The organism is Vibrio sp. LQ2, from assembly GCF_023920125.1.
In the GTDB taxonomy this organism is placed as follows: domain Bacteria; phylum Pseudomonadota; class Gammaproteobacteria; order Enterobacterales; family Vibrionaceae; genus Vibrio; species Vibrio fluvialis.
This window is the reverse complement of sequence record NZ_CP085308.1, coordinates 2,404,550-2,424,895: the sequence shown is the minus strand read 5'-3', so window position 1 is coordinate 2,424,895 and position 20,346 is coordinate 2,404,550. Positions and strand designations below refer to the sequence as shown.

The 20,346-nt window shown below is 45.8% G+C and carries 22 protein-coding genes; 6 read left to right on the top strand and 16 right to left on the bottom strand.

Annotated features, from left to right (window positions below; genetic code table 11):
- Nucleotides 1-2: 2 nt before the first annotated feature.
- Nucleotides 3-1,148, top strand: a complete 1,146-nt coding sequence (gene chrA, locus LGV68_RS11380) for a chromate efflux transporter (protein ID WP_208551878.1) — start codon at nucleotides 3-5, stop codon at nucleotides 1,146-1,148.
- 104 nt (nucleotides 1,149-1,252) lie between these two features.
- Nucleotides 1,253-2,413 (top strand): HD domain-containing phosphohydrolase, encoded by a 1,161-nt coding sequence (locus LGV68_RS11375; protein ID WP_020330572.1) that lies wholly within the window; start codon nucleotides 1,253-1,255, stop codon nucleotides 2,411-2,413.
- Here the strand turns inward: LGV68_RS11375 and LGV68_RS11370 are convergent.
- From LGV68_RS11370 to LGV68_RS11305, 14 genes are read right to left on the bottom strand one after another with little or no spacing between them, the layout of a single operon-like run.
- Nucleotides 2,407-3,429 (bottom strand): tetratricopeptide repeat protein, encoded by a 1,023-nt coding sequence (locus LGV68_RS11370; protein WP_252535216.1) that lies wholly within the window; start codon nucleotides 3,427-3,429, stop codon nucleotides 2,407-2,409. The genes LGV68_RS11375 and LGV68_RS11370 overlap by 7 nt on opposite strands.
- Before the next feature lie 7 nt (nucleotides 3,430-3,436).
- On the bottom strand, nucleotides 3,437-4,393 hold the full coding sequence (locus LGV68_RS11365; protein ID WP_024373264.1) for a type II secretion system F family protein: 957 nt from the start codon (nucleotides 4,391-4,393) through the stop codon (nucleotides 3,437-3,439).
- A 1-nt stretch (nucleotide 4,394) separates the two neighbouring features.
- On the bottom strand, nucleotides 4,395-5,360 hold the full coding sequence (locus tag LGV68_RS11360) for a type II secretion system F family protein (protein WP_047457804.1): 966 nt from the start codon (nucleotides 5,358-5,360) through the stop codon (nucleotides 4,395-4,397).
- 9 nt (nucleotides 5,361-5,369) lie between these two features.
- On the bottom strand, nucleotides 5,370-6,830 hold the full coding sequence (locus LGV68_RS11355) for a CpaF family protein (protein WP_024373265.1): 1,461 nt from the start codon (nucleotides 6,828-6,830) through the stop codon (nucleotides 5,370-5,372).
- 17 nt (nucleotides 6,831-6,847) lie between these two features.
- A complete protein-coding gene (locus tag LGV68_RS11350) occupies nucleotides 6,848-8,071 on the bottom strand; it encodes an AAA family ATPase (protein ID WP_047457807.1) in 1,224 nt (407 codons plus the stop codon).
- 11 nt (nucleotides 8,072-8,082) lie between these two features.
- On the bottom strand, nucleotides 8,083-8,571 hold the full coding sequence (locus tag LGV68_RS11345) for a TadE family protein (RefSeq protein WP_024373267.1): 489 nt from the start codon (nucleotides 8,569-8,571) through the stop codon (nucleotides 8,083-8,085).
- Nucleotides 8,568-8,996, bottom strand: coding sequence for a TadE family protein (locus tag LGV68_RS11340; protein ID WP_024373268.1), 429 nt, complete (start codon nucleotides 8,994-8,996; stop codon nucleotides 8,568-8,570). The genes LGV68_RS11345 and LGV68_RS11340 overlap by 4 nt, the downstream gene beginning before the upstream one ends.
- A gap of 1 nt (nucleotide 8,997) precedes the next feature.
- Entirely contained in the window at nucleotides 8,998-10,221 is a 1,224-nt protein-coding gene (locus LGV68_RS11335; RefSeq protein WP_047457809.1) for a pilus assembly protein TadG-related protein, read from the bottom strand.
- An 11-nt stretch (nucleotides 10,222-10,232) separates the two neighbouring features.
- Nucleotides 10,233-10,508, bottom strand: a complete 276-nt coding sequence (locus LGV68_RS11330) for a hypothetical protein (protein ID WP_024373270.1) — start codon at nucleotides 10,506-10,508, stop codon at nucleotides 10,233-10,235.
- A gap of 10 nt (nucleotides 10,509-10,518) precedes the next feature.
- On the bottom strand, nucleotides 10,519-11,973 hold the full coding sequence (locus tag LGV68_RS11325) for a type II and III secretion system protein family protein (protein WP_047457811.1): 1,455 nt from the start codon (nucleotides 11,971-11,973) through the stop codon (nucleotides 10,519-10,521).
- Nucleotides 11,974-11,981: 8 nt separating this feature from the next.
- A complete protein-coding gene (cpaB, locus tag LGV68_RS11320) occupies nucleotides 11,982-12,728 on the bottom strand; it encodes a Flp pilus assembly protein CpaB (RefSeq protein ID WP_024373272.1) in 747 nt (248 codons plus the stop codon).
- Nucleotides 12,725-14,074 (bottom strand): AAA family ATPase, encoded by a 1,350-nt coding sequence (locus tag LGV68_RS11315; protein ID WP_158146830.1) that lies wholly within the window; start codon nucleotides 14,072-14,074, stop codon nucleotides 12,725-12,727. Before LGV68_RS11315 ends, cpaB begins: the two co-directional genes overlap by 4 nt.
- Before the next feature lie 25 nt (nucleotides 14,075-14,099).
- The gene (locus LGV68_RS11310) at nucleotides 14,100-14,630 is read right to left on the bottom strand and encodes an A24 family peptidase (RefSeq protein ID WP_338326971.1); all 531 of its coding nucleotides are present in this window, start codon (nucleotides 14,628-14,630) and stop codon (nucleotides 14,100-14,102) included.
- Nucleotides 14,631-14,660: 30 nt separating this feature from the next.
- Complete coding sequence (locus LGV68_RS11305) at nucleotides 14,661-14,825, bottom strand: hypothetical protein (RefSeq protein WP_024373274.1); 165 nt, start codon at nucleotides 14,823-14,825, stop codon at nucleotides 14,661-14,663.
- Nucleotides 14,826-15,277: 452 nt separating this feature from the next.
- Between LGV68_RS11305 and LGV68_RS11300 the strand changes: the two genes are divergently transcribed.
- Together LGV68_RS11300 and LGV68_RS11295 are read left to right on the top strand one after the other, a co-directional pair.
- Complete coding sequence (locus tag LGV68_RS11300) at nucleotides 15,278-16,030, top strand: AraC family transcriptional regulator (protein ID WP_252535204.1); 753 nt, start codon at nucleotides 15,278-15,280, stop codon at nucleotides 16,028-16,030.
- A 115-nt stretch (nucleotides 16,031-16,145) separates the two neighbouring features.
- Nucleotides 16,146-17,831 (top strand): AMP-binding protein, encoded by a 1,686-nt coding sequence (locus tag LGV68_RS11295; RefSeq protein ID WP_252535202.1) that lies wholly within the window; start codon nucleotides 16,146-16,148, stop codon nucleotides 17,829-17,831.
- 36 nt (nucleotides 17,832-17,867) lie between these two features.
- On the opposite strand, the gene LGV68_RS11290 is transcribed toward LGV68_RS11295, so the two are convergent.
- Nucleotides 17,868-18,059 (bottom strand): hypothetical protein, encoded by a 192-nt coding sequence (locus LGV68_RS11290; RefSeq protein WP_047461184.1) that lies wholly within the window; start codon nucleotides 18,057-18,059, stop codon nucleotides 17,868-17,870.
- A 99-nt stretch (nucleotides 18,060-18,158) separates the two neighbouring features.
- Here LGV68_RS11290 and LGV68_RS11285 point away from each other — a divergent pair, with 99 nt between their 5' ends.
- Nucleotides 18,159-19,064 carry a LysR substrate-binding domain-containing protein gene (locus LGV68_RS11285; protein ID WP_238854054.1) on the top strand — a complete coding sequence of 302 codons (906 nt, stop codon included), beginning with the start codon at nucleotides 18,159-18,161 and terminating at the stop codon, nucleotides 19,062-19,064.
- On the opposite strand, the gene LGV68_RS11280 is transcribed toward LGV68_RS11285, so the two are convergent.
- Complete coding sequence (locus LGV68_RS11280; protein WP_252535200.1) at nucleotides 19,061-19,267, bottom strand: DUF1127 domain-containing protein; 207 nt, start codon at nucleotides 19,265-19,267, stop codon at nucleotides 19,061-19,063. The genes LGV68_RS11285 and LGV68_RS11280 overlap by 4 nt on opposite strands.
- Before the next feature lie 98 nt (nucleotides 19,268-19,365).
- On the opposite strand from LGV68_RS11280, the gene LGV68_RS11275 reads away from it, so the two are divergent.
- The gene (locus LGV68_RS11275; protein WP_252535198.1) at nucleotides 19,366-20,298 is read left to right on the top strand and encodes a LysR substrate-binding domain-containing protein; all 933 of its coding nucleotides are present in this window, start codon (nucleotides 19,366-19,368) and stop codon (nucleotides 20,296-20,298) included.
- Nucleotides 20,299-20,346 lie beyond the last annotated feature (48 nt).

Genomic DNA, 20,346 nt, shown 5'->3' with positions numbered 1-20,346 from the left:
AGATGTTAGACATATTCAGAACCTTTTTCACTTTAGGCTGGGTCAGCTTTGGCGGGCCAGCCGCGCATATCGGCTACTTTCGCCAAGCGTTTGTTCAAAAGCGAGGCTGGCTCACTGATGACGAATACGCTCAGATTGTTGCACTCAGCCAGTTTCTGCCGGGCCCAGGCTCAAGCCAGGTTGGATTTGCAATCGGATACCAGCGCGCAGGGCTGTTTGGTGCGTGTGCAGCCTTTTTGGGTTTTACTCTGCCATCCGTCATGTTAATGCTGCTGATTGCACTATTGAGCAGCCAGCTACTCAATCAGCCGCTGTTTTTGCATATTGTTCATGGTTTGAAATTGCTGGCCGTGCTGGTTGTCGCTGATGCGGCTTGGGGTATGTATCAGAACTTCTGCCGCCAGAAACTTACCATTTTGCTCTGCTTAGTGACCGCTATCGCATTGCTCTGCGTACCGACTCTCACCACCCAAATGCTGGTATTGATTGTTGCCGCACTGGTTGGTGCATCACAGCTCAAAGGAGCTCCCCCCAAAGAAGCGACCAAGGGCTATTCGCTTTCATGGGTGCCTCTGGCGCTGTTTGCCATCCTCTTTTTCGGTCTGCCTCTCGTCAGCTCGTATTCTTCACTGCTCAGTGTGTTCGACCACTTTTATCAGGCTGGCAGCTTAGTATTTGGTGGTGGGCACGTTGTACTTCCGCTACTGCAAAATACGCTGGGTGATCAAATAACTTCGGATACATTCTTAACGGGTTACGCCGCGGCTCAGGCAGTTCCCGGCCCCATGTTTACTTTTGCGACTTATCTGGGTTACGCGCTAGACCCTGGCTCTCCAATCACTTCCGCTCTTGTCGCAACGGTGGCCATTTTTCTACCCGGTTTTCTGTTGCTTCTGGGAGTGATTAAGCATTGGCGTGCTTTAGCTGCTATCCCTGCCATTAACGGAGCGCTGGCGGGGGTGAATGCTTCTGTTGTCGGCTTACTGATCGCTGCGTTATATCAACCGGTATTCAGCAGTGCTGTATCTACAACCTTGGATATTGCCGCCATTCTGCTTGGCTTTGTGCTGATGAAAATACTTCGTTTGCCCATTCTGTTGATGGTGATTTATTTTGCGCTTGCGGGTATTTCTTTGAGCTTAATTTAAGTCAAGTTTGGGTGGATTTTGTTGGTGTTCGGTTAGCCGTTTCATCTGTGCATGGCCTAAACTTAAGTACTGGGGAACGGAAGCGCAGGCATGGAGGCTAAAACATGAACACCCACAGCAAATCTGGTGATCACAGTTACTTTCCGACGGCAGGTACACTGAACAACCAACTGGCTGATATCCACCATCGATTGTTAGTCACTGAACCAGAAATTGATCGCATCTCTTTCGCTCTGTATGACAAAGAGAATGATTTGCTGAAAACCTATGCCGACAGTACCTTCCACGGTTTTGAACTGATGCATTACGAGTTCCCGTTAGCTGAATTGCCTGCGTTGAAATTATGCGCCCAATCTGGCGAATGTCGCTATGTGAATGACATCCCCCTGGAGTTAAAGCCCAACTACCCACACACCAAGTGGCTTATCGATCAGGGGTTTCGCTCATCGCTGGCAATCCCGGTTTATCACGATAGCGAGTTCATTGGTTTTATTTTCCTGAACTCCTGCCAAAGCCATTTCTTCAGCGAAGTGAAAAATTTCATGCTCAAACCCTATATTGAGATTTTGCGTTTCGTGGTCACTTCGGAATACGACCTTGTCCATACGTTGTTGGAATCGGCCAATCACATAAACGCCAATTCTCCCGAACATTTACAAGAGTCTCGGGAGCATAGAGAGCGCATCAGTCGTTATGCAAAAGTCATCGCGCTGGAGGTCGCTCCAACCTACGATCTCGATGATGAGGCAATTGAGAATATCAGTCAGTTTTCTAAATGCCACGATATCGGCAAATTGGCTGTCCCCGCCAGTGTTCTGACCAAACCTTGTGAGTTAGAAGCCGATGAGCGTGAACAGTTAAACGGGCATGTGGAAAAAGGGGTGGAAATCATCAATCACATTATCGATGACATGGGAGCACCCAATCACCCTTGTGTGTCTGTGTTGAAGGAAATTGTGGCGTACCATCATGAGTTTCTTGATGGCAGCGGTTACCCGTATGGCCTGACTCAAGATCAGATTCCGGTATCCGCACGCATCATTGCGGTTGCCAATGTGTTTGATGCCTTAACCAGTCATCGCCCTTACAAACAAGCTTGGTCTGTCCCATTTGCATTGCTGGAACTGGAGAAGATGGTTTTGGCTGGCAAACTGGACAGACATTGTGTCAATGCTCTGCGCTACCATCAGGAATTTCTGAAGAAAGTCATCGAAGCCTATCCGGAGCCGGATCCTTCAGACAGGCTTACACCTCCGCATCACTGAACTGTGGTCGCCGTGCCTTTCTCAGCCGCGTTTGCCCGTACCTCTAATAACGCTCGCTCAAGGTTCTCATTCGCCACTTTATAGTAAGATGGCTTTTTGTCGATCGCTTGCTGCAAGTAAGGAATCGCTCTTTCCGGTTTCCCTTGTAACATCAGGAAATAGCCCACGTTATTAAGCGCTTCCGGTGCGTCCATAAACTTCATAAACACATTCAGCGCACGCTGTTCTTCGCCACTGGCCAAGTAAATCAGAGCGAGATTATTCTGAGCCCGCTGGTTGTTTTGGTCCTGCTCAAGCGCAGACATCGTATAGCGCTTCGCGTTGTCGTAATCCCCACTCATGTAGTAGGAATACCCCATGTTCATCAGGGCCTTGCTGGATTTCGGCTCGATTCTTAGTGCATGCTTGTAGAGAGCCTTCGCAACATCATGCTGGGCTTTAACATCATACAAAATGCCTAACCCCATATACGCCAATGCCGGAGACTGATTATCACTGCTGAGTTTGTCGATGCTGGCAATGGAAATACTATTGAGAGCAATGGTTTCACGGCTCGCTAAACGAAGTTGGTCTGCGTTAATCGCGCGAATAAAATAGCTTTCCCCTTGCTCCACATCCCCTTGTTTGGTGTAGTTGGAACCGAGTTGCTCAAGCACTTTGATGTTATTTGGATTGGCTTCCAACGCCATCAGGTACGCTTTCTCTGAAAGTTCTAAATTGCCTCTCGCCTGATGGATGCGTCCGATGGTGTACAGGGTTTTGTCTTTATATTGAGCGTTAGGGAAATCCAGTGAGCGCACATACTCATACAGCGCCAGATCGGTATTGTTGCCTTTGAGGGCGTAATCGCCGCGTTTAATCGCTTCCACTTCTGTCATGGGCGCGGCTTCAGCATCAAATGTTTCGACAGGCCGCCCATCGTAAAGCTCGTTTTCAAACGGTTTGGGAGTATTCTGGGAGGAAGCACACCCCACCAATATCATCAGCATGACGAAAATAGTGCTACGTCTTATCATAATTACCTCAGCGTCCAAAATGTGCCGTCAAAGACAGGATTGAAGGCCCCACGGCGACGATGAAAAAGCAAGGCCAAACGAACAATAGCAATGGAAAAATCATTTTAGTTGGAATTTTTGCCGCAATTTCTTCAACTTCTTGATTGCGTTTATCTCGAAAGTCTTCAGTGTAATCACGCAACGTTTGAGAAATACTGCCACCGATACGAGAAGCATGGGCGAGCATACTGACAAGGCCACTGATCTCTATCAGGCCAGTGCGTTCTACCAGTTGTGCCATCGCTTCTGACATTTCAACCCCAGCTTTAATTTTGGCACACACAGTATCAAGCTCATCGGCCAAATCTGGATGAGAAATCATCAATTCATCGGCGACTCGGCGCAGTGCAGCATTAAAACCTAAGCCAGATTCCGTACATACCACCAACAAATCCAGCGCGTCAGGAATGCCGCCTTTAATTCGGGATTTGCGTTTTTTCACCATTCTATCCAACAGAAAATTGGGCAAAAACAATCCCATCGCCACACTGAAAATCACAACCAACTTCAGATTTTTCATATCTGGATACAGGAAATACAGCAGAGCACTGAGCGCCACACCAGCTAAAGTCGACAACACTTTTAATGCGTAAAAGGTCGTGAGTGCGCTGGCATCGTGATAACCAGCATGCATCAGTCTATGACGAACACTCTCCCGTTCCTTAATATTCTTGGGCGACATAATGGGCGCGATAGATTCTAATGTGTTATGAATTCGGTCGCGTTTTTTTGCGAGGTGACCACCTGATTTAACCGAACTCTCTTTGCGGATTTCTTCTAATTGACGTTTGATAGGCGCTTTGGTGCCAACAAAAATAAGGGCAACCGACATAATCAACAACACAGTGGCGATTAAAATTAATCCGAGAAAGACATTCTGTTCGGTCAGTTGAAATGAGGATAATGCAGTCAGTAAATCGTCCATATTACACCTCGAAATTTATAATTTTTCTCATCCACAAAGAGCCAATAAATAGGCTCACAACCCCATAGCTAATCAGCCCCATGCCTCGAGGGTCTTCGTACAGGGGTGCCACGTAATCCGGACGCAGAAAGGACATCACCACAAACAGAACAAAAGGTGACAACACCAGAATCCAGGCAGACATACGACTTTCAGCGGAAATGGTTTTGATTTTTCGGGCCAATTTAAATCGGGCTCGTAAAACTTTAGACACTTTGTCGAGGTTCTCGGACAAGTTACCGCCAGTCTCTTTTTGCAACAAAACTGCACTTGAAAATGCCAGCATCGATACGGTAGGTGTTCGATCTGCCATCTGCATGATAGCCAGACGCATGTCATAGCCATAATTCAACAGGTTAAACGTATTTTTAAATTCGATACCAATAGGTGCAGGCATCTCATTACCGACTTCATTGAATGCCTGAGTGATTGGCTGGCCTGCCTGTAACATGCGACGAATAATATCCAGTGCATCTGGTAACTGCTCTTCAAATTTGGACAAGCGATCAGAGATTTTTTTTTGCAGTATCATGTGCAGACATACCCACACGAAAGCGACGGCAGCAAGACACAGATACCAAAGCTGTCCGAGAATGAGCAAAAGTAGCCCTACACCTAAGCTCAGAATCGTTGTTACACCCAGCGTTTGTGACAAAGACCAATCAAACCCCGACAGTTCAATTGTTTTTTTCAACGAAGCAAAGGCTTTAACCTGCACCAATCTGCGATCCAGTGGTGTCAGGCTTTTCAGATAGTGCTCTTGCAACAAAGAACGGCTTTCTTCGTCAAGATTGGATTGTGTTTCTTTGAGACGATTAGCCAGTTCTTTGTGCTTCGCCTTGCTCCCCGCTGCGGGCAGAATCAGTGCCTGAGAAATGAACACAACTGCAAAAAACAGCAACACAAAAAACATCGTGATATCTTGCATAGAGACCTCCTATTGGTACGTCTCATTAAAAATTTCGTACGGTAGATGGAAGCCCCGTTTAGATAGCGATTCATGGCATTGAGGAATAACACCTGTTGCCGTGTAGTAACCAACGACATTTCCTTCATCATCCATGCCCTGACGCTGGAATTTAAAAATTTCCGACATCGTAATGATGTCACCTTCCATGCCGTTGATTTCAGATACGCTCACCATGCGGCGTTTACCGTCTTCCTGACGTTCCATCTGAACGACCAGATGAATGGCCGAAGCGATCTGCGCACGCAGGTTTTTGGTCGAGATATTCCAGCCCGCCATCGCGAACATATTCTCAACCCGGCTAAGCGCATCACGTGGAGTGTTGGCGTGAATGGTTGCTAATGAACCATCATGACCGGTGTTCATGGCCGCTAACATGTCGACTGCTTCACTGCCGCGCACCTCACCAAGAACGATTCGATCTGGTCGCATACGCAGTGAGTTTTTGACCAAATCACGCTGAGTAATTTCACCTTTGCCTTCGAGGTTTGCCGGACGCGTTTCCAAACGCACGACGTGAGGTTGTTGCAATTGCAACTCCGCCGAGTCTTCAATGGTGATAATGCGATCTTCTTTGGGGATAAAGCCGGAAAAGATATTGAGCGTGGTCGTTTTCCCTGAACCCGTCCCTCCGGAAATCAGTATGTTCAGCTCTCCCTTGACGGCAGCTTCTACAAATTTAGCCATTTGTTCAGATAATGAATTGAACGACAAAAGGTTATCCATCGTCAGTTTATCTACAGCAAATCGGCGAATCGACACTGAAGGCCCGTCAAGAGCCAACGGTGGAATGATGGCATTCACCCGTGAGCCATCGGCCAAGCGAGCATCTACCATCGGAGAGGCCTCATCAATACGTCGACCAACTTGGCTAACAATGCGGTCAATAATATTGCGTAGGTGGCGATCATCGAGGAATGTATAAGGCGTGCGTTCCAGTTTACCGCGGCGTTCCACGTAAACACTCTTTGGACCATTAACCAGAATATCGGAAACCGTTGAATCGTGTAGCAGCGGTTCCAATGGCCCCAAACCAAACACTTCATCTTCGATCTGTTTGATCACACGCTTACGGCCTTCAGCACTCAATGCATGCGTTTGGTCATCAGCCATTAGTTGCACAATGGCATCATGCAGATCTTTTCTTGCGCGGTCTTTTTCCAGACTGGAAAGCAGTGCCAAGTCTAACGTTTCCAACAAGCGCTGGTGGTAATAATGTTTGACCGCCAGCTCTTGCTCCAACTGCTTACGAGCATCATCGATTTCTCGATTTTTGGTTTCAGACTCTCGTAATTTCTTCTCCAAAGGACTTTCATCCTGCTTGGGTCTGGACTCCGAAAATGCTGATTTAGACTCAACATTAGGAAGATCATCAACTTTTAGCACCTGGTCTTGAAACTCGGCATTGATGTTTTTTCTTTTGAAGAACATGCAACCCTCCTAATCCATCAGGAAAATAAACGCTTAATCCAACCTTTTTTCTCTTTCACTTCAGGCGCTAACGTTTGTGATAACTCAATTACCGATTTGGTAATTGAACTGTTTTTCTTTGACTCCACCACGGGTTTACCTAAATTGGCACTCTCAATGGCGGCTTTAAAATCATTGGGAATCATGTGAACTTTAACACCAGTAATTGTCTGCTCAATATCCTTCAGTTTGATTTGCTGGCGCTTTTCATATCGGTTCACAATGAGTTCTATCTGTTCTTTAGAGATACCGTATTCGAGCATCAACGACTTCGCTATTCGAGATGTATTTTTAATCCCCACCAAGTTTTGTTGCGTAACAAGAAAAACCTTCGACGAATGAGATAAAACTGGCGAAAACATTCGATCGACACCTATCGAGAGATCAACAAAAATATAGGGATAGTATTCCATCAATGTCGGTAACAATTTCCCTAGTTGCATGGCTTTATCGAAATTCTCATTGTGGTTTTCATGTTTAAAGCTTAGTACATGTAATCCCGATGAGTGCTTCGAAACCAAACTGTGCAGCGAAATTTCATCTAAGTCAGCGACATTCGCGATAGCGTCATTGATACTGTAGACCGGATTGATATTGAGATAATCCATGATCACTCCGAAATGAATATCAAGGTCAAGCAACAACACTTTATTTTTATGCTGCAGCGCGACTTCAACCGCGGTATTTAGCGCAATCGTCGTCGCTCCCGAGCCACCTTTGGTATTGAGAAATACAAACAATTGACCGAGTTTTCTGGCCGCAATTTTTTCTTCAGCAGCATTTTTCAACAGCGGAATAAGATCTTCTAACGAGGATCTGTCAGAAACGAAATCAGCGGCTCCGATTCTTAAAGCAATTTTTAATGCACCATTATCGCTTTCATCACCGAATACAATTAAAGAGGTATTCACGTCATCCTCTTCTACCTCGGGACTTTCATAATTCTGCAACTCAATCACTTTTTGCGCCCAATTTGGTCCAGTTTCAACAAAGATCAAATCTGGCGGCGAAAAATGTTTGAAGCTCTCAGACATCACACCGTGAAGAGAAATTACCTCATAACTAATGCTGTGGCATTTCGATAACTCACTCATCATGTGAAGTTTAAATCGGTCACTAGAATAGAGTACCCACACCGATAAACTGGTTTTAAGTCTGATATTACTGCTGTCACCTCGCGATAACTTCACGGCTTCTCCCATATCAATCCCTCTCAGCAATCGGTTTTATCGTCAGGATCTGAAGAGTCTGGACGTAAAATACCTAACGACTCCGAAGGTAAAGTGGTCTCAAAATCCGGTACTGATACAACGCCACTGTTACCTAAAAAACTTAACAACCCAGAAAACTGGTAGCTGTATCCCGTCACTCGTGCCCTGACGTAATAAATATCTGCATAGTGAGATGCTGGTGGTTCAGCAACTTTTGCACCATCAGATCCCAAGTATTCAATAACCAAATTTGATGATGTAAAACCATCTGGCGCTCCATCATTAAGTGCAAGTGATGGTATGTCCGGATCTGACACCACGCATACTGTCGCGAAACGGGCCGCTTTTCTTGTAATGTTATTGATTGTCTGAATTGAGTACACATACATGCCTATTTCCATAATAGCGAACAGAATAAGCAACAATACAGACGCCAAAAAAGTAAACTCAACCAGGGTCATACCCCGCTGTATACGGCGAACAACTTTCATAATGTCGTCCTCATAACAGCCGATGCACTAAGTACAATATTATTCATAAGCGAAGCGGGCAGAATATTGACAAGGGGTACGTAGGTGTAGCTGGCCGATACAACCACGTACTTGTCTGCGTGAGTCACGGTAACGTTCGCAGTAGTCAGCGTCGTTAATAATGCAGTTCCCGTCCCGGCTTTATTTCCATACACCACCATATTCTTAATGTCCGCGACCTCAGCAATGGAGTCAGACGATGCTGTACCATAAATATCAGTCACCGCAAATCGACAACCATTCTGTACTAGCTTGCTCAGCGTGTTGTAACGCACGAAAGCATTGCCAAACTCTATAATTCCGCCGAGCAGAACGAGTAATAGCGGAACAGTGATGATGAATTCAACCGCAGCTAAGCCCTTTTGTTTTTTAACGAACCTTTTCATGTCACGATTCCTCACTATTCGGGTCCTTGTAGAGGACGATTCGATGAGGACCATTTGATGTATTGGTTCCATTATTGCGTGTGTTTTTCACCGTACAATCTTCGATGAATTCACCAAAGATAGAGGTATGCCCACCATTCGAATTGGGCGCTTTTTGCAGTAAAAAGAAGCAACCTATTGCCGTTACGGAAAAACTATTGGTTCCCCCTGTTGCCCCGCTACAATCCACAATCGGGATAGCAAGAATTCGCCGTTCTGCATCACCATTAGCTTTACAATTTGTCGTATCCCCAGGACACACCCCACCAGCCAGATCGGATTGATAATCATCGTATCCCCATGCTGGTGTGCTGCCTACATCAGAGTCAGTTAACGTAGGAGAGGTTTGTTTAACATATAGGTCTGGCGGATAATCAGTGGCACTGAGACCGCCTCCAGAATAATCACCAAACCGAGTATTCAGCCCTTGCCCGACAGGACCGACAGTGTTGCCCGGTTTAGTATCAACTGTCTCTCCAGCATCCAAATCAACACAACCTTCGTATCCTCCAGCCAGTGCATCACGTACGGTACTGGCACCTGAGCCAAAATCAAGCAATTGGAAGTTACCCGAGCCCATGGTGGGATCACTTTGATCAGCAATCTTCAGCGCATAAACTACGCCAGCGTCATATCCATTTGTCCCGGCATCATCCCCTTCACAAACGGCCATGGGAACAATATTACAAGCATTACCACCAGGGCTAGGTCCAGCCACGGCACTGGCCGACAAGCGCTTGGTTACTCCCATCACTTTTGCAAAGAAGAAACTCTCTAAGTCCAACTCATTAACAACCACTCGAACATAGCGATCAGCGTCAGGAGAACTTGAGTATGATGACGCCGGAAATATGATCGGGTCATTCGAAAACTGAACTTGAATGTTTGCTGTATCAGATACGTCAAACACAAGTTCAGAGTTGCCTGCCGACGTAGACATTTTAGTTAATGTCGCTCGAGCCATTGCATCAGCCTGAGCTTCAGTACCATCTTTGTCCAACACGACAGCGGCAGCTAAAGCGGCTGCATCCACGCTATTTTGCAACTTGGTACGGTTCATCAGTGCGTGGTTGATATCAATAGCAAATGCAGCGACTGCAATCAGTAGCAACAATGCAATGGTAACAATCACAACAACCAGACCTCGCTGCTTACGTATTCCACGAAGTGGGCGTTGTGTTTTCATAACGACCTCGACTAGTTACTGCTGGTAGTACCACTACTAAAGCCTTCTATAAACTGGCTCGTAGTGCCGCTCTCCAACGGAACTTCTTTTCCTGTGTAAGTTTTGTATACGCCTTCCATTCTTTCACCCGTACCAACGGGTATATAGCCCAGATTTTCTTGGGTGGCGTTGGGATTGTATGTTTGCTCTGAAGCCAACTGTGCAACGTAGTAGCCCAAACGGGGTTCATTGGCGCATCCGGTCAAGAGCACAACACTTATTAGAAAAATCACTGATGAAATTTTCATAATATTTTCCTTATAAATCATGACCAAATGAGCCTTCAGACCCACCTTTGGTGGTATCTTCCATCGCATCATATTTAGACGACTTGGTACGTTTCACATCTTTGGGTTTAGCAAGATATGCACCTTCGCCTAACAGGTAATATTTCAAGTCCGTAGGCTCAACAAATGCGTCTGTCGGTAAGGTAATTTTTGAGCGATCGATAGGTTTGGCGAGTCTTGGTGTCACCAGAATGACTAACTCGGTTTGGCCTGAAATGTATTCTTGGCTGTTAAAAAGTTGACCTAATACAGGAATATCACCAAGACCTGGCATTTTGTTGGCTGAATCACGAGTGTTCTCACTGAGCAGGCCAGCAATACCTATCGTTTGCCCATCAGCGAGTTCAATAGTGGAAGAAGCACTGCGTCTTGTCACCGGTGGGATGTAGTAGACTGCATTGGTACCAACCGCCGTGTAATTGAGAGCCGAAGAGGACGCCACTTCGCTGACATCGACAGCCAATTTAAGGTTGATTTTTTTATCACTCAGAATCGTTGGTACAAATTTTAAGCCAACCCCGTACTCTTTGTACTCAATGGTAATACCGTTGTCGTTGGGTACAGGAATAGGGAATTCGCCCCCGGCCAGAAATTCAGCATTGGCGCCACTTAAGGCAGTTAAATTTGGTTCAGCCAGCACTTTAGCGACCCCGTTTTCTTTCGCGATATCTAACGCAATGGAAAACAAAGTATTACCATCCATAAAGGTTGACAGAAAACCCGTACTATCGATGCCTAAATCGTTGAACACTGGTGTCACGCCACTTATCCCACCGCCAGCGGATGTTCCGCCAATGGAAAAGTTACCGTTAGATTGCAGGAAATTAAAATTGGCACCAAAACGGCGGACTAAACTACGTTGTACTTCAGCCACAGTGACCTCAAGCATAACTTGCTGGGCACCACCGATGGTCATCAGGTTGACGACCCCCGTTGTACTTGCGTCCTCATTGCGAGAGCCTGTTGCTTTGTCGACGGCTTGTGCTGGCGCATACGTTTCAGCCAATCGAAGGGCTAAGTTCATTTTCTCTTGTGAACTCACCAGCCCACTCAGAATCAAGCGATTTTGCGAACTTTGCACTTTGATACCTTCGTCCGGCATGTATTCGTAGAGCTTCGCTTTCAGGCTGTTTACATCGTGAATAACTTCAATATTGATCGATTCAATCAGTCTGCCTTGTCTGTCCCAGGCCATTAAGTTTGTCGAACCCAGCTTATTACCGATCAGAAATAGCTCATCTGATTTCAGCATAACAATATCTAACACTTGCGGATCACCAAGAGAGACTCGGCTGGCGCTGCGTTGCAGTTTTACAAACGTAGACTTATGATGCGGCACCGTTATCGTTTCACCCGATTGGCTTGCAGAAACAGTCCAAACACTACATGCAAAGAATAATGCCAATGTTGTAATTATCGTTCTCATAACACACCTCAATTCTTCACACGAATGTTGGATGAATCGGTTCCTTTAATAATAGTCACACTTGGTGGTGGCACATATTTAACAACCTTTTCTTCCACTGCATGGGGATTACGCAGAACAAGTTGAATGTCTCCTTTACTTTTGGCACTCAACAGTTTTTCAGCTTCTCTAGGTGAAACCTCTAACGTTACAGCCCGTACAATAATCGGTTTATTTTCTTGAGTCTTGGCCGTCTGGTCGACAGCAAGAACACGGATGTCTTTTAAGATAGTGGTCGTATTGGCTGATGTTTTGCTGTATTGAACCGTGCTTAAAACGTCAACTTTATTGCCGGGTAACAAAAAACCAGCCACACCAATGACATCATTAACACGAATGGTAACCGCACGCTTATCTTCCGGAATCAGAGCAGCGAGGGTTGCCCCTTCTCCTGGTGTAGTTAGGCGCTGAGCAACAATAATTTCGTTGGTGTACATGTCCGAACCGGCTATTTTCCCAACAACACCTTCTGTACTCGAAAATTGGTTATCCTCTACCCAAGATTTTTCCAATAAACGAGTCGCTAAATGTTGCTCTTCAATGACTGTGCCTACCGGAATTTCACGAGAAGCCACAACCACAGGAACACGCTCCACGACTTCAACTTCAGTTTGAGGTTGAACTTGTCTATCCATCCATTGTTTTGCAAAGAAGACCGCTCCAAGACCAAATACAATAGATAACAGAAATAACAAAATCACTTGATTGCGACTCATCGAGCACCTCCTCCTTTGCCATCTGCTGTGAAGTAAACTTCCCACGCTCGCTCCATAATGACCGGAGTAATAAGGGGTTCGCTTTCTTCAAACGCTATGATGTCTCGACTGATTCCAATTAAGTCTTTCGGCAAGCAGGGATAAAAGCCCACAGCATGTTGTCTGTGTAGGCTATATAACACTTCGAAAGACGATGCATGGATCTGTAAATTTCGATTAGAAGCCATTTCTTCCCACAATGCGTGGTATTCAGATTGCTCCAGAGGATGAAACTGAACTTTGTAACCTAGCCGACGCAAAAATGCAGGATCACTGATTTTTTCGGGATCTAAGTTCGTCGAAAAAGCCAGCGTCAATATGAAAGGGATAGTAATTTGTTGGCCATTTGGCAAAGACAAGTAGTCATAAAAATATTCCATGGGAACGATCCAACGGTTGAGCAAGGTTGCTACTGGCATTGGTTGCCGTCCCAGGTCATCGATAATGAATATGCCATTGTTGGCCATCATTTGTAGTGGCGCCATCCAGACTCTGTTGTGTTCAGTGTGATTTACTTCCAACATATCCATGGTCAGTTCGCCGCCCACTTGAATACTGGGGCGTTCGCACAGAACCCAACGGCGATCATACTGATCTTTATACGATACCGATTGAGTCTGACCATTTGAGTCAACGGCACGATGGTGCTGTCTTGAGTACACCTTGATGATGTTACCCATGGCATACACGGAATAAGGTACGAACACAGATGTATTCAAAGAATTGAGTATTCTTGTCGCAACGAACGTCTTACCCGTCCCTGCATCTCCATAAAGGAGCAAGGCTCTGCCAGAGTTGATAGCTGGACCAAGAACAGACACTAATCGTTCTGCGCCATAGACATCCTTCAATGCAAATTCGACATCGGGACGCGTAATAATTTTAGATCGAACGTCCTGAGCCTGGACCATCGCATTGTAGTCCTCAAGAGAGACAGGAGCTGGCCCCAAGTACGCATCTTTGGCAAATGCCGCATCAGCTTCTCGCATACCTGTTTCAGACAAGCCGTAACGGACATGCCCTGTAGAAGGGCTTAAATAAGAAGCCTGTTCTGCTTGAAAGACTTCTACCAGCGACTTTTGCCTCAGTGTCGCGATGACATCTTCAATCATGTGGCTGTTAATTGCCATATGCCGAGTAAGCTGTAGAACATCCGATTTGGGGTAAGCGGCTAAATGCTTCAGCAGCAGATTTTCCAATACTGCTCTCGGGACTTTGAGATCTTCAAAAGATGTAGGAACCTTCGGCGCAGAAGCTTGAGGCGTCAGGGCGGATCGGTGAAGATCTTGGGATACCACTGTTGCCATAATGACTCCTTGTCATAGTAGCGCTTTAGAAAGAGCTCTGGGCATATTGTGCTAATGCAACACCGACAACGATGACAGGCGCCAATGGCATAACAAGATCATTACCCTTAGAACGTTTCAAACTTTTCCGACTTAGTTTTGTGTATAGCGGTCCAGACAAGTGAACTTTACTCACGATGCCTCCCGCACTGAGAGCTGATTTGTACTGAAGTAAATAATTCAGTACTCCGTACATGACACCGATAAAGACAGCACTAAGACCGATATATAGAAACGTATCAGCCAAATGACCGAAGCCGGTTAAAAATCCCACGACAGCCAACAACTTAACATCACCTGGTGCCATCCAACCCGCCAAATTGCATAGCAACGCGAGGATAAACACCATCACCATTGCTCCAACTTGGCCCGCGAAAAAGCCATAAGACTCATTCACTAAGACGGTTTGAAACGTCCCCGCTAAAATCAGCAGAGCAAGCAGATAGTTGGGTATACGATGCTGTCTCGCATCATATACACCAACTACAAACAACATAGTCCAAACTATAAGGCTCATATGTAATTTTTATCTGTAATGATTGATTGTCTACGAGAAGATGGCATCCAACTCAGCTTGAAGAGTAGAGCCCCAACCCGAAAACACGACGGCCAACGCTGCAACCAAAAGACCCGCACCGACTACGTATTCAACAACAGACAGACCTTCTTCATCTTGCCAAAAGTCTTTAACGAACTTAGTGAACTTATTCATTTTCTGGTCTCCTTCCTGAATGGTTCCCTTTGAATCTAGATAGTTCTATCAATAGCTGTTAGGACTTTTTTGTCTTCTTTTGGTACTTTTTTATTCAAGATTTCATGTAAAAGTTTGCTTAACCATCACTGAAAGTAATGAGTTGACCGCGTTTATTTGGCACTAACCGTTGCGGTACTTGAACTGAATGATTTGGCAGATAGGAAATCGAGACCTGAAACGCACATTTCTCTGCAAAGAATTTATCTCTCAGGGTATTTTTGCGAGCGATTTAATTCTCAATTGTGAAACTTAATTCACAGATTACATCCCTTTTTGTTGGGCTGTATGTTGAATAGCAAAGAAGCCTATCAATCGGATCTCATACTTAGGTAAGTCGACTTGCACTTTGCTGCCATGATTCTAGGCTTAACTACAAAACCCCTTATTCCAAAGGGTTAACGATAAGAACGATGCGAGCGCAAACTATGGCAGGAAAACTGGAAGGACACTGGTTGGGAAGCCCAGTAAACTTTTTACCTAAGCGAGTTCAGGATGTTTGCCGACACCATTTTGAGCTGGTGGAACACGGAAGCGACGTTTCAATCCTTAGTGAACCCAACATTCACTATGCATTGTTTTTCTATCAGAAGCCTCGCTGTCAGGAGTTACTCATGACAGCAATAAAGATGTGTGCCAATTTACATAAGTATCTGATTATTATTCACGATGGAAGCTACGAGAACTCTATCGGCCATCATGAGTCGATATTCGGAATCATGGATATTTCCGTTGATGACCCATCAATCACCCTGATTGGATTATGTCAAAAGTTGCATATGAGTTTTGACAAACATATTTTTTCGCCCAAGTTGCAAGAAAGTCCTATTTCATCCGCAAGTATGAGCAAAGAAATGCTCGATATTCTGCGCTATATCGAACTCAACATTACCAAGGAAATTCGTGAAGAAGACATCGCAGCGTATTGCCACTACTCCGTTTCCTACTTCTCTAAGTTATTCCATAAAGTCATCGGGATTAGTTTTCGTGATTACATTTGCAACAAGCGGATTGCCATGGCGAAAAGGCTATTGGTCGATGAGCGAAATGCCAAAATCGCCTTTATTGCCTACCAGTGTGGTTATCATGATGTTTCCTATTTTTCTCGAATTTTCAAAAAGAAAACGGGTATTAGCCCGGGAGTTTTCCGCCAGATCCATTCTTAATAAATTCTGTAACTGCGTGTGAGCAAAGCTTCCCCAGAGCAAAACAAACTGCTATATTTAACAACCAATTAACATAAAAATAACAACAGTTTTGCCAATAACATGGAGTTAGAGAATGATTCAGCCTAACGAGTTAAGCAAACCGACCTGTGCTCTCCCACCACCCAATGAGATGATTTTGAAATGGGCCAGGGAACGCCCTAATGAGGTTTATCTCAAGCAAATTATCAACCGACAATTCGTTGAATTTACTTATGCCGACGTTGCGGATCAAGCACTTCGTCTTGTCTCAGCACTGCGCGATTTGGGTGCAAAACCGGGCGATAAGATTGCTTTAATATCAAAAAACTGCGCCGAGTGGTTTATCTGCGATCTTGCGTTCATGCTGGGTGACTTCGTCAGTGTTCCCATCTTCCCCACAGCAGGGGCCGATACGATCGAATACTGTATTTCTCACAGTGAAAGTAAAATCTTGATCGCTGGTAAGCTTGATGATGCCAAAGCAACGTCGCAAGTACTTACTGAAGTGCCCGATCTTATCACTGTCTCCCTGCCATACGATTCAGCACCAACGTGTCAGCATCGCTATCAGGATCTTATCGCGCACTATCCGCCAAGTGAAAGTCGTCCACAACATTACGATGACAAGCTGATGTCGTTGGTGTACACCTCGGGAACCTCGGGATTACCGAAAGGAGCAATGCTGACCTACGGCGCGTTCAGTTGGTCGGTTCAGCAGTTGATTCGACACATCGACATTAAGGATAATGACCGCCTGTTCTCCTATTTGCCTTTAGCGCACATTACCGAACGCGTTTACATCTTTGGCAGCTCAATTCAGGGTGGCGTTCCGACGGCGTTTCCGGAATCACTCGATACCTTTATCGAAGATGTCAAAATGCAGCGCCCAACGTTGTTCATTTCGGTACCGAGACTCTGGACCCTGTTCCAGCAGCGTATTCAGGATAAGTTGCCGCAACGAAAACTTGATATCCTGCTTAAGATACCGTTCGTCAATACATTGATTAAACGCAAACTGGCTGATGGTCTTGGCCTCGATAAAGCGCGAGTGCTCGGTTGTGGCTCAGCACCGGTGTCCCCAGCACTGCTTTCCTGGTATCACAGTGTTGGTTTGAACATTACCGAAGCCTGGGGAATGACCGAGTCATTTGCTTACAGCACGATCAACTATCCATTCCGCGCCGATAAAATCGGAACGGTCGGACAAGCCGGGCCGGGAATCAATCTCAAGATTGCCTCTGACGGAGAGATCATGGTTCAGGGTAAAGGCTTATTTTCCGGTTACTACAAAAATGATATTGCCACCCAAGAATCCTTTGATCGCGAAGGCTGGTTGCACACCGGAGATATTGGTTCGTTGGATGCTGAAGGCTATCTGACTATCCAAGGGCGTAAAAAGGATACCTTCAAAACAGCGAAAGGTAAGTTCGTTTCGCCCGTGCCGATCGAGAAAAAGTTGTTTGAGTACAGTCGGGTAGAGATGATGTGCCTGATTGGTCTTGGGCTCCCCGCTCCTATTCTATTGGTCGTCCCTCATGATTTTCCTAACTTTGACCGGGCACGTTATGAACGCACAACGCGCAAAGTGATTGATAAAATGAACAACGAGTTGGAATCTCATGAACAAATTAAGGGCGTACTCATGATCAAAGAGCCATGGAGTATCGACAATGGCATTCTGACACCGACGCTTAAAATTAAGCGTCACGTGTTGGAACAAAAATACCATGAAGTCGGACAAAATTGGCCCAAAGGTCAGCTTGTCGTCTGGGAAGAATAATTGGAAAGGAGCCTGAGGGCTCCTTTTTCATTTTCACTATAAGTAACGCTGATAATCACGAGCGTTGTCACCGACTTCTTCTAACCCTATGTCTCGTCTAAGATGGGCATTTTCTGGCTCTGGTAATGCTCGACAGTGTTCCTTCTTCATGCCCAAAATCTGCCGAATCGCGTTAGTTATCTTTCTAATAACAGAATATTGCTGCTTAACTTGAATAACCTTTTCCATACATATCTTCCTGTACCCACCACCGCATAGCCCGTATTATGAAAAGGACGCTGACGCGATACGAACGATCATTTAATACACCGACTATAAGCAGAGATTATGGACAATCGCCTCAAACACCTTGCTGGTTTACGCTATTTTGAAGTCGCAGCACGCCTTCGAAGCTACAGTGCTGCCGCTACAGAGCTGTTTATTTCTCAAGCCGCCGTGAGCCAGAAAATCCGCCAACTGGAAGAAGGCCTGAGTTGCAAACTTTTCGTCCGACAGGGCCGAGAAATGCAACTCACCAAACAAGGTGAAACGCTCTACCAACAAGTCAGCAGTGGCTTTGAGAAAATCATCACTGGTCTTAATCAAATTCAAAGCGAACCGGTTGAAGGAGTATTGTGTGTGCGTACTCCACCTTCATTTGCTTCACGCTGGCTGATGCCAAGATTGTGGAAGTTCACGATGGAGCATCCGTATATTCCGATCCGCCTCATTACCGACTGCGATACACCCAATATTCGCCACACTTCGATTGATGTGGCGATATGGCAGGGGGATGAAGAGGTCAATGATCCTGGCTTGCACCAAGAGATGTTGTTTGAAGAGCCCGTCTATCCCTTTTGTTCACCTGAGTTGGCTAACTCAATGAAATTCTCCGAGCCGGAACAACTGCTGAACTGCTGGCTGATCCACTTCGACTCACAGAGTTTTTCCTGGTCTCAATGGTTCAGACAAGCGTCCGTCGTCATGGCCAAAGATACCGTTCAATGGATGGAAGTGAGTACCTTCGACATGGCTCTGAATGCCGTGATTGCAGGTCATGGAGCCTGTTTGGCGACCGACAGTCTGGCTGATGATTTTGTTGCCCGTAGCTTGTTAGTCAAACCGTTCTCTGTCGGATTAACACCCGGTGTGCGCTACAGCTTGATCAGCGATCCTTCTTCATCCCGCGCAGCCCGTATTGAAGCATTCAATGACTGGCTGCGACGGGAGCTGAGACAGCAAGCACCGCTTTAACGCCAGAAGCTTTTGTTAACTTCTGCCTCAATCTGCTCATGTTCAAGACCCAGGTCTTTCCACAGATGCGGAGGCAAGTCACGCAGCTGACGACGAGTGCGGTAGTTTTGTCGCCATTGCATTAACTGACTCAAGAAAGTATTAACTGAATAACTTGGTAATTGGTGCTGAGTACATGATTTTTCGATTTGAGTAACGTTCATAAGTCCCCCTTGAACCCTGATTTGTTATGACTAATAATCGTCATTAATCGTTATTCCGACAAACGATAGATCTTGCCATTCAGTTAAGGAAAACTAATGTGAGTGAACGTATCCCGCCTTTTCAAGGGCTGTTTTATTTTTATACAGCCGCCGAAACAGGCAGTTTCAAAGTCGCAGCGGAAAAGCTGTTTGTGACACCAGCGGCCATCAGCCAACAAATTCGCCTATTAGAAGAGTGGCTTGGGGCTGAACTGTTTGTTCGCCAACACCGAAAAATTCATCTGACCCATGAAGGCAGTGTGCTGTATCAACAGGCTCAGAAAGGCTTTGCTCACCTGCAGGAAGGTATTCGCTTGATCAACCAAGATCCTTCGCCGCATCAATTGTCGATTTCCACTCTGCCCTCTTTCGCTCAGCATTGGTTAGTGCCGCGCATCGGCGATTTTCGAATCCAACATCCCGAAATCTCACTATTAATTGAACCCACCAGCGATCTGGTGAATTTTCAGGACTCCAGTGTGGATGTCTGCATCCGCTATGGCCGCGGTGACTACAAGAACGTCCATTCCGAATGGCTGATGGATGAAGTGCTCTACCCGGTCTGTCACCCGATTTACCAGCAGCAACACAATATTTATCAATTGGATGATCTGGTGCACGCTGATCTCATCGAGGATATCTGGCCGGATATGGATTGGGGGTTATGGTTGCGTAACTTGGGCTATCACAGTAGCAAGTCGACTCTGCAGTACAACGGTTCTCAATTTGTGCTGGAAGGAGCTCTGGCCGTTCAGGGGGTAGCTTTGGTGAAACACGCGACAGCATGTCGATACATTGAAGAAGGTAAACTGGTTCAGGTGGGAAACGTCGCTTTAAAACCGCGTTTTCAATTTTATCTGTGTGCGCCAAGTGGTTACTTCAAACGTCCAAAGATCCAGGCTTTTCATGTCTGGCTGAAAGAAGAAATCGCACAGTTCCAGCAGCGCTATCCTTACACGGGTGAGATTCGGGAAACACAATTCGAACTTTAGACAGTGTCTCTCGTTTGCCGCGTAGAGAGCTTAAAGCTGAGCCAAAGA

Coding starts and splice junctions, on each gene's coding strand:
- LGV68_RS11375 (WP_020330572.1), top strand. CDS start 1,253: ATGAACACCCACAGCAAATCTGGTGATCACAGTTACTTTCCGACGGCA.
- LGV68_RS11305 (WP_024373274.1), bottom strand. CDS start 14,825: ATGAATAAGTTCACTAAGTTCGTTAAAGACTTTTGGCAAGATGAAGAA.
- LGV68_RS11355 (WP_024373265.1), bottom strand. CDS start 6,830: ATGTTCTTCAAAAGAAAAAACATCAATGCCGAGTTTCAAGACCAGGTG.
- LGV68_RS11370 (WP_252535216.1), bottom strand. CDS start 3,429: ATGATAAGACGTAGCACTATTTTCGTCATGCTGATGATATTGGTGGGG.
- LGV68_RS11295 (WP_252535202.1), top strand. CDS start 16,146: ATGATTCAGCCTAACGAGTTAAGCAAACCGACCTGTGCTCTCCCACCA.
- chrA (WP_208551878.1), top strand. CDS start 3: ATGTTAGACATATTCAGAACCTTTTTCACTTTAGGCTGGGTCAGCTTT.
- LGV68_RS11330 (WP_024373270.1), bottom strand. CDS start 10,508: ATGAAAATTTCATCAGTGATTTTTCTAATAAGTGTTGTGCTCTTGACC.
- LGV68_RS11285 (WP_238854054.1), top strand. CDS start 18,159: ATGGACAATCGCCTCAAACACCTTGCTGGTTTACGCTATTTTGAAGTC.
- LGV68_RS11315 (WP_158146830.1), bottom strand. CDS start 14,074: ATGGCAACAGTGGTATCCCAAGATCTTCACCGATCCGCCCTGACGCCT.
- LGV68_RS11300 (WP_252535204.1), top strand. CDS start 15,278: ATGCGAGCGCAAACTATGGCAGGAAAACTGGAAGGACACTGGTTGGGA.
- LGV68_RS11310 (WP_338326971.1), bottom strand. CDS start 14,630: ATGAGCCTTATAGTTTGGACTATGTTGTTTGTAGTTGGTGTATATGAT.
- cpaB (WP_024373272.1), bottom strand. CDS start 12,728: ATGAGTCGCAATCAAGTGATTTTGTTATTTCTGTTATCTATTGTATTT.
- LGV68_RS11365 (WP_024373264.1), bottom strand. CDS start 4,393: ATGGACGATTTACTGACTGCATTATCCTCATTTCAACTGACCGAACAG.
- LGV68_RS11280 (WP_252535200.1), bottom strand. CDS start 19,267: ATGAACGTTACTCAAATCGAAAAATCATGTACTCAGCACCAATTACCA.
- LGV68_RS11340 (WP_024373268.1), bottom strand. CDS start 8,996: ATGAAAAGGTTCGTTAAAAAACAAAAGGGCTTAGCTGCGGTTGAATTC.
- LGV68_RS11350 (WP_047457807.1), bottom strand. CDS start 8,071: ATGGGAGAAGCCGTGAAGTTATCGCGAGGTGACAGCAGTAATATCAGA.
- LGV68_RS11325 (WP_047457811.1), bottom strand. CDS start 11,973: ATGAGAACGATAATTACAACATTGGCATTATTCTTTGCATGTAGTGTT.
- LGV68_RS11360 (WP_047457804.1), bottom strand. CDS start 5,360: ATGCAAGATATCACGATGTTTTTTGTGTTGCTGTTTTTTGCAGTTGTG.
- LGV68_RS11335 (WP_047457809.1), bottom strand. CDS start 10,221: ATGAAAACACAACGCCCACTTCGTGGAATACGTAAGCAGCGAGGTCTG.
- LGV68_RS11290 (WP_047461184.1), bottom strand. CDS start 18,059: ATGGAAAAGGTTATTCAAGTTAAGCAGCAATATTCTGTTATTAGAAAG.
- LGV68_RS11345 (WP_024373267.1), bottom strand. CDS start 8,571: ATGAAAGTTGTTCGCCGTATACAGCGGGGTATGACCCTGGTTGAGTTT.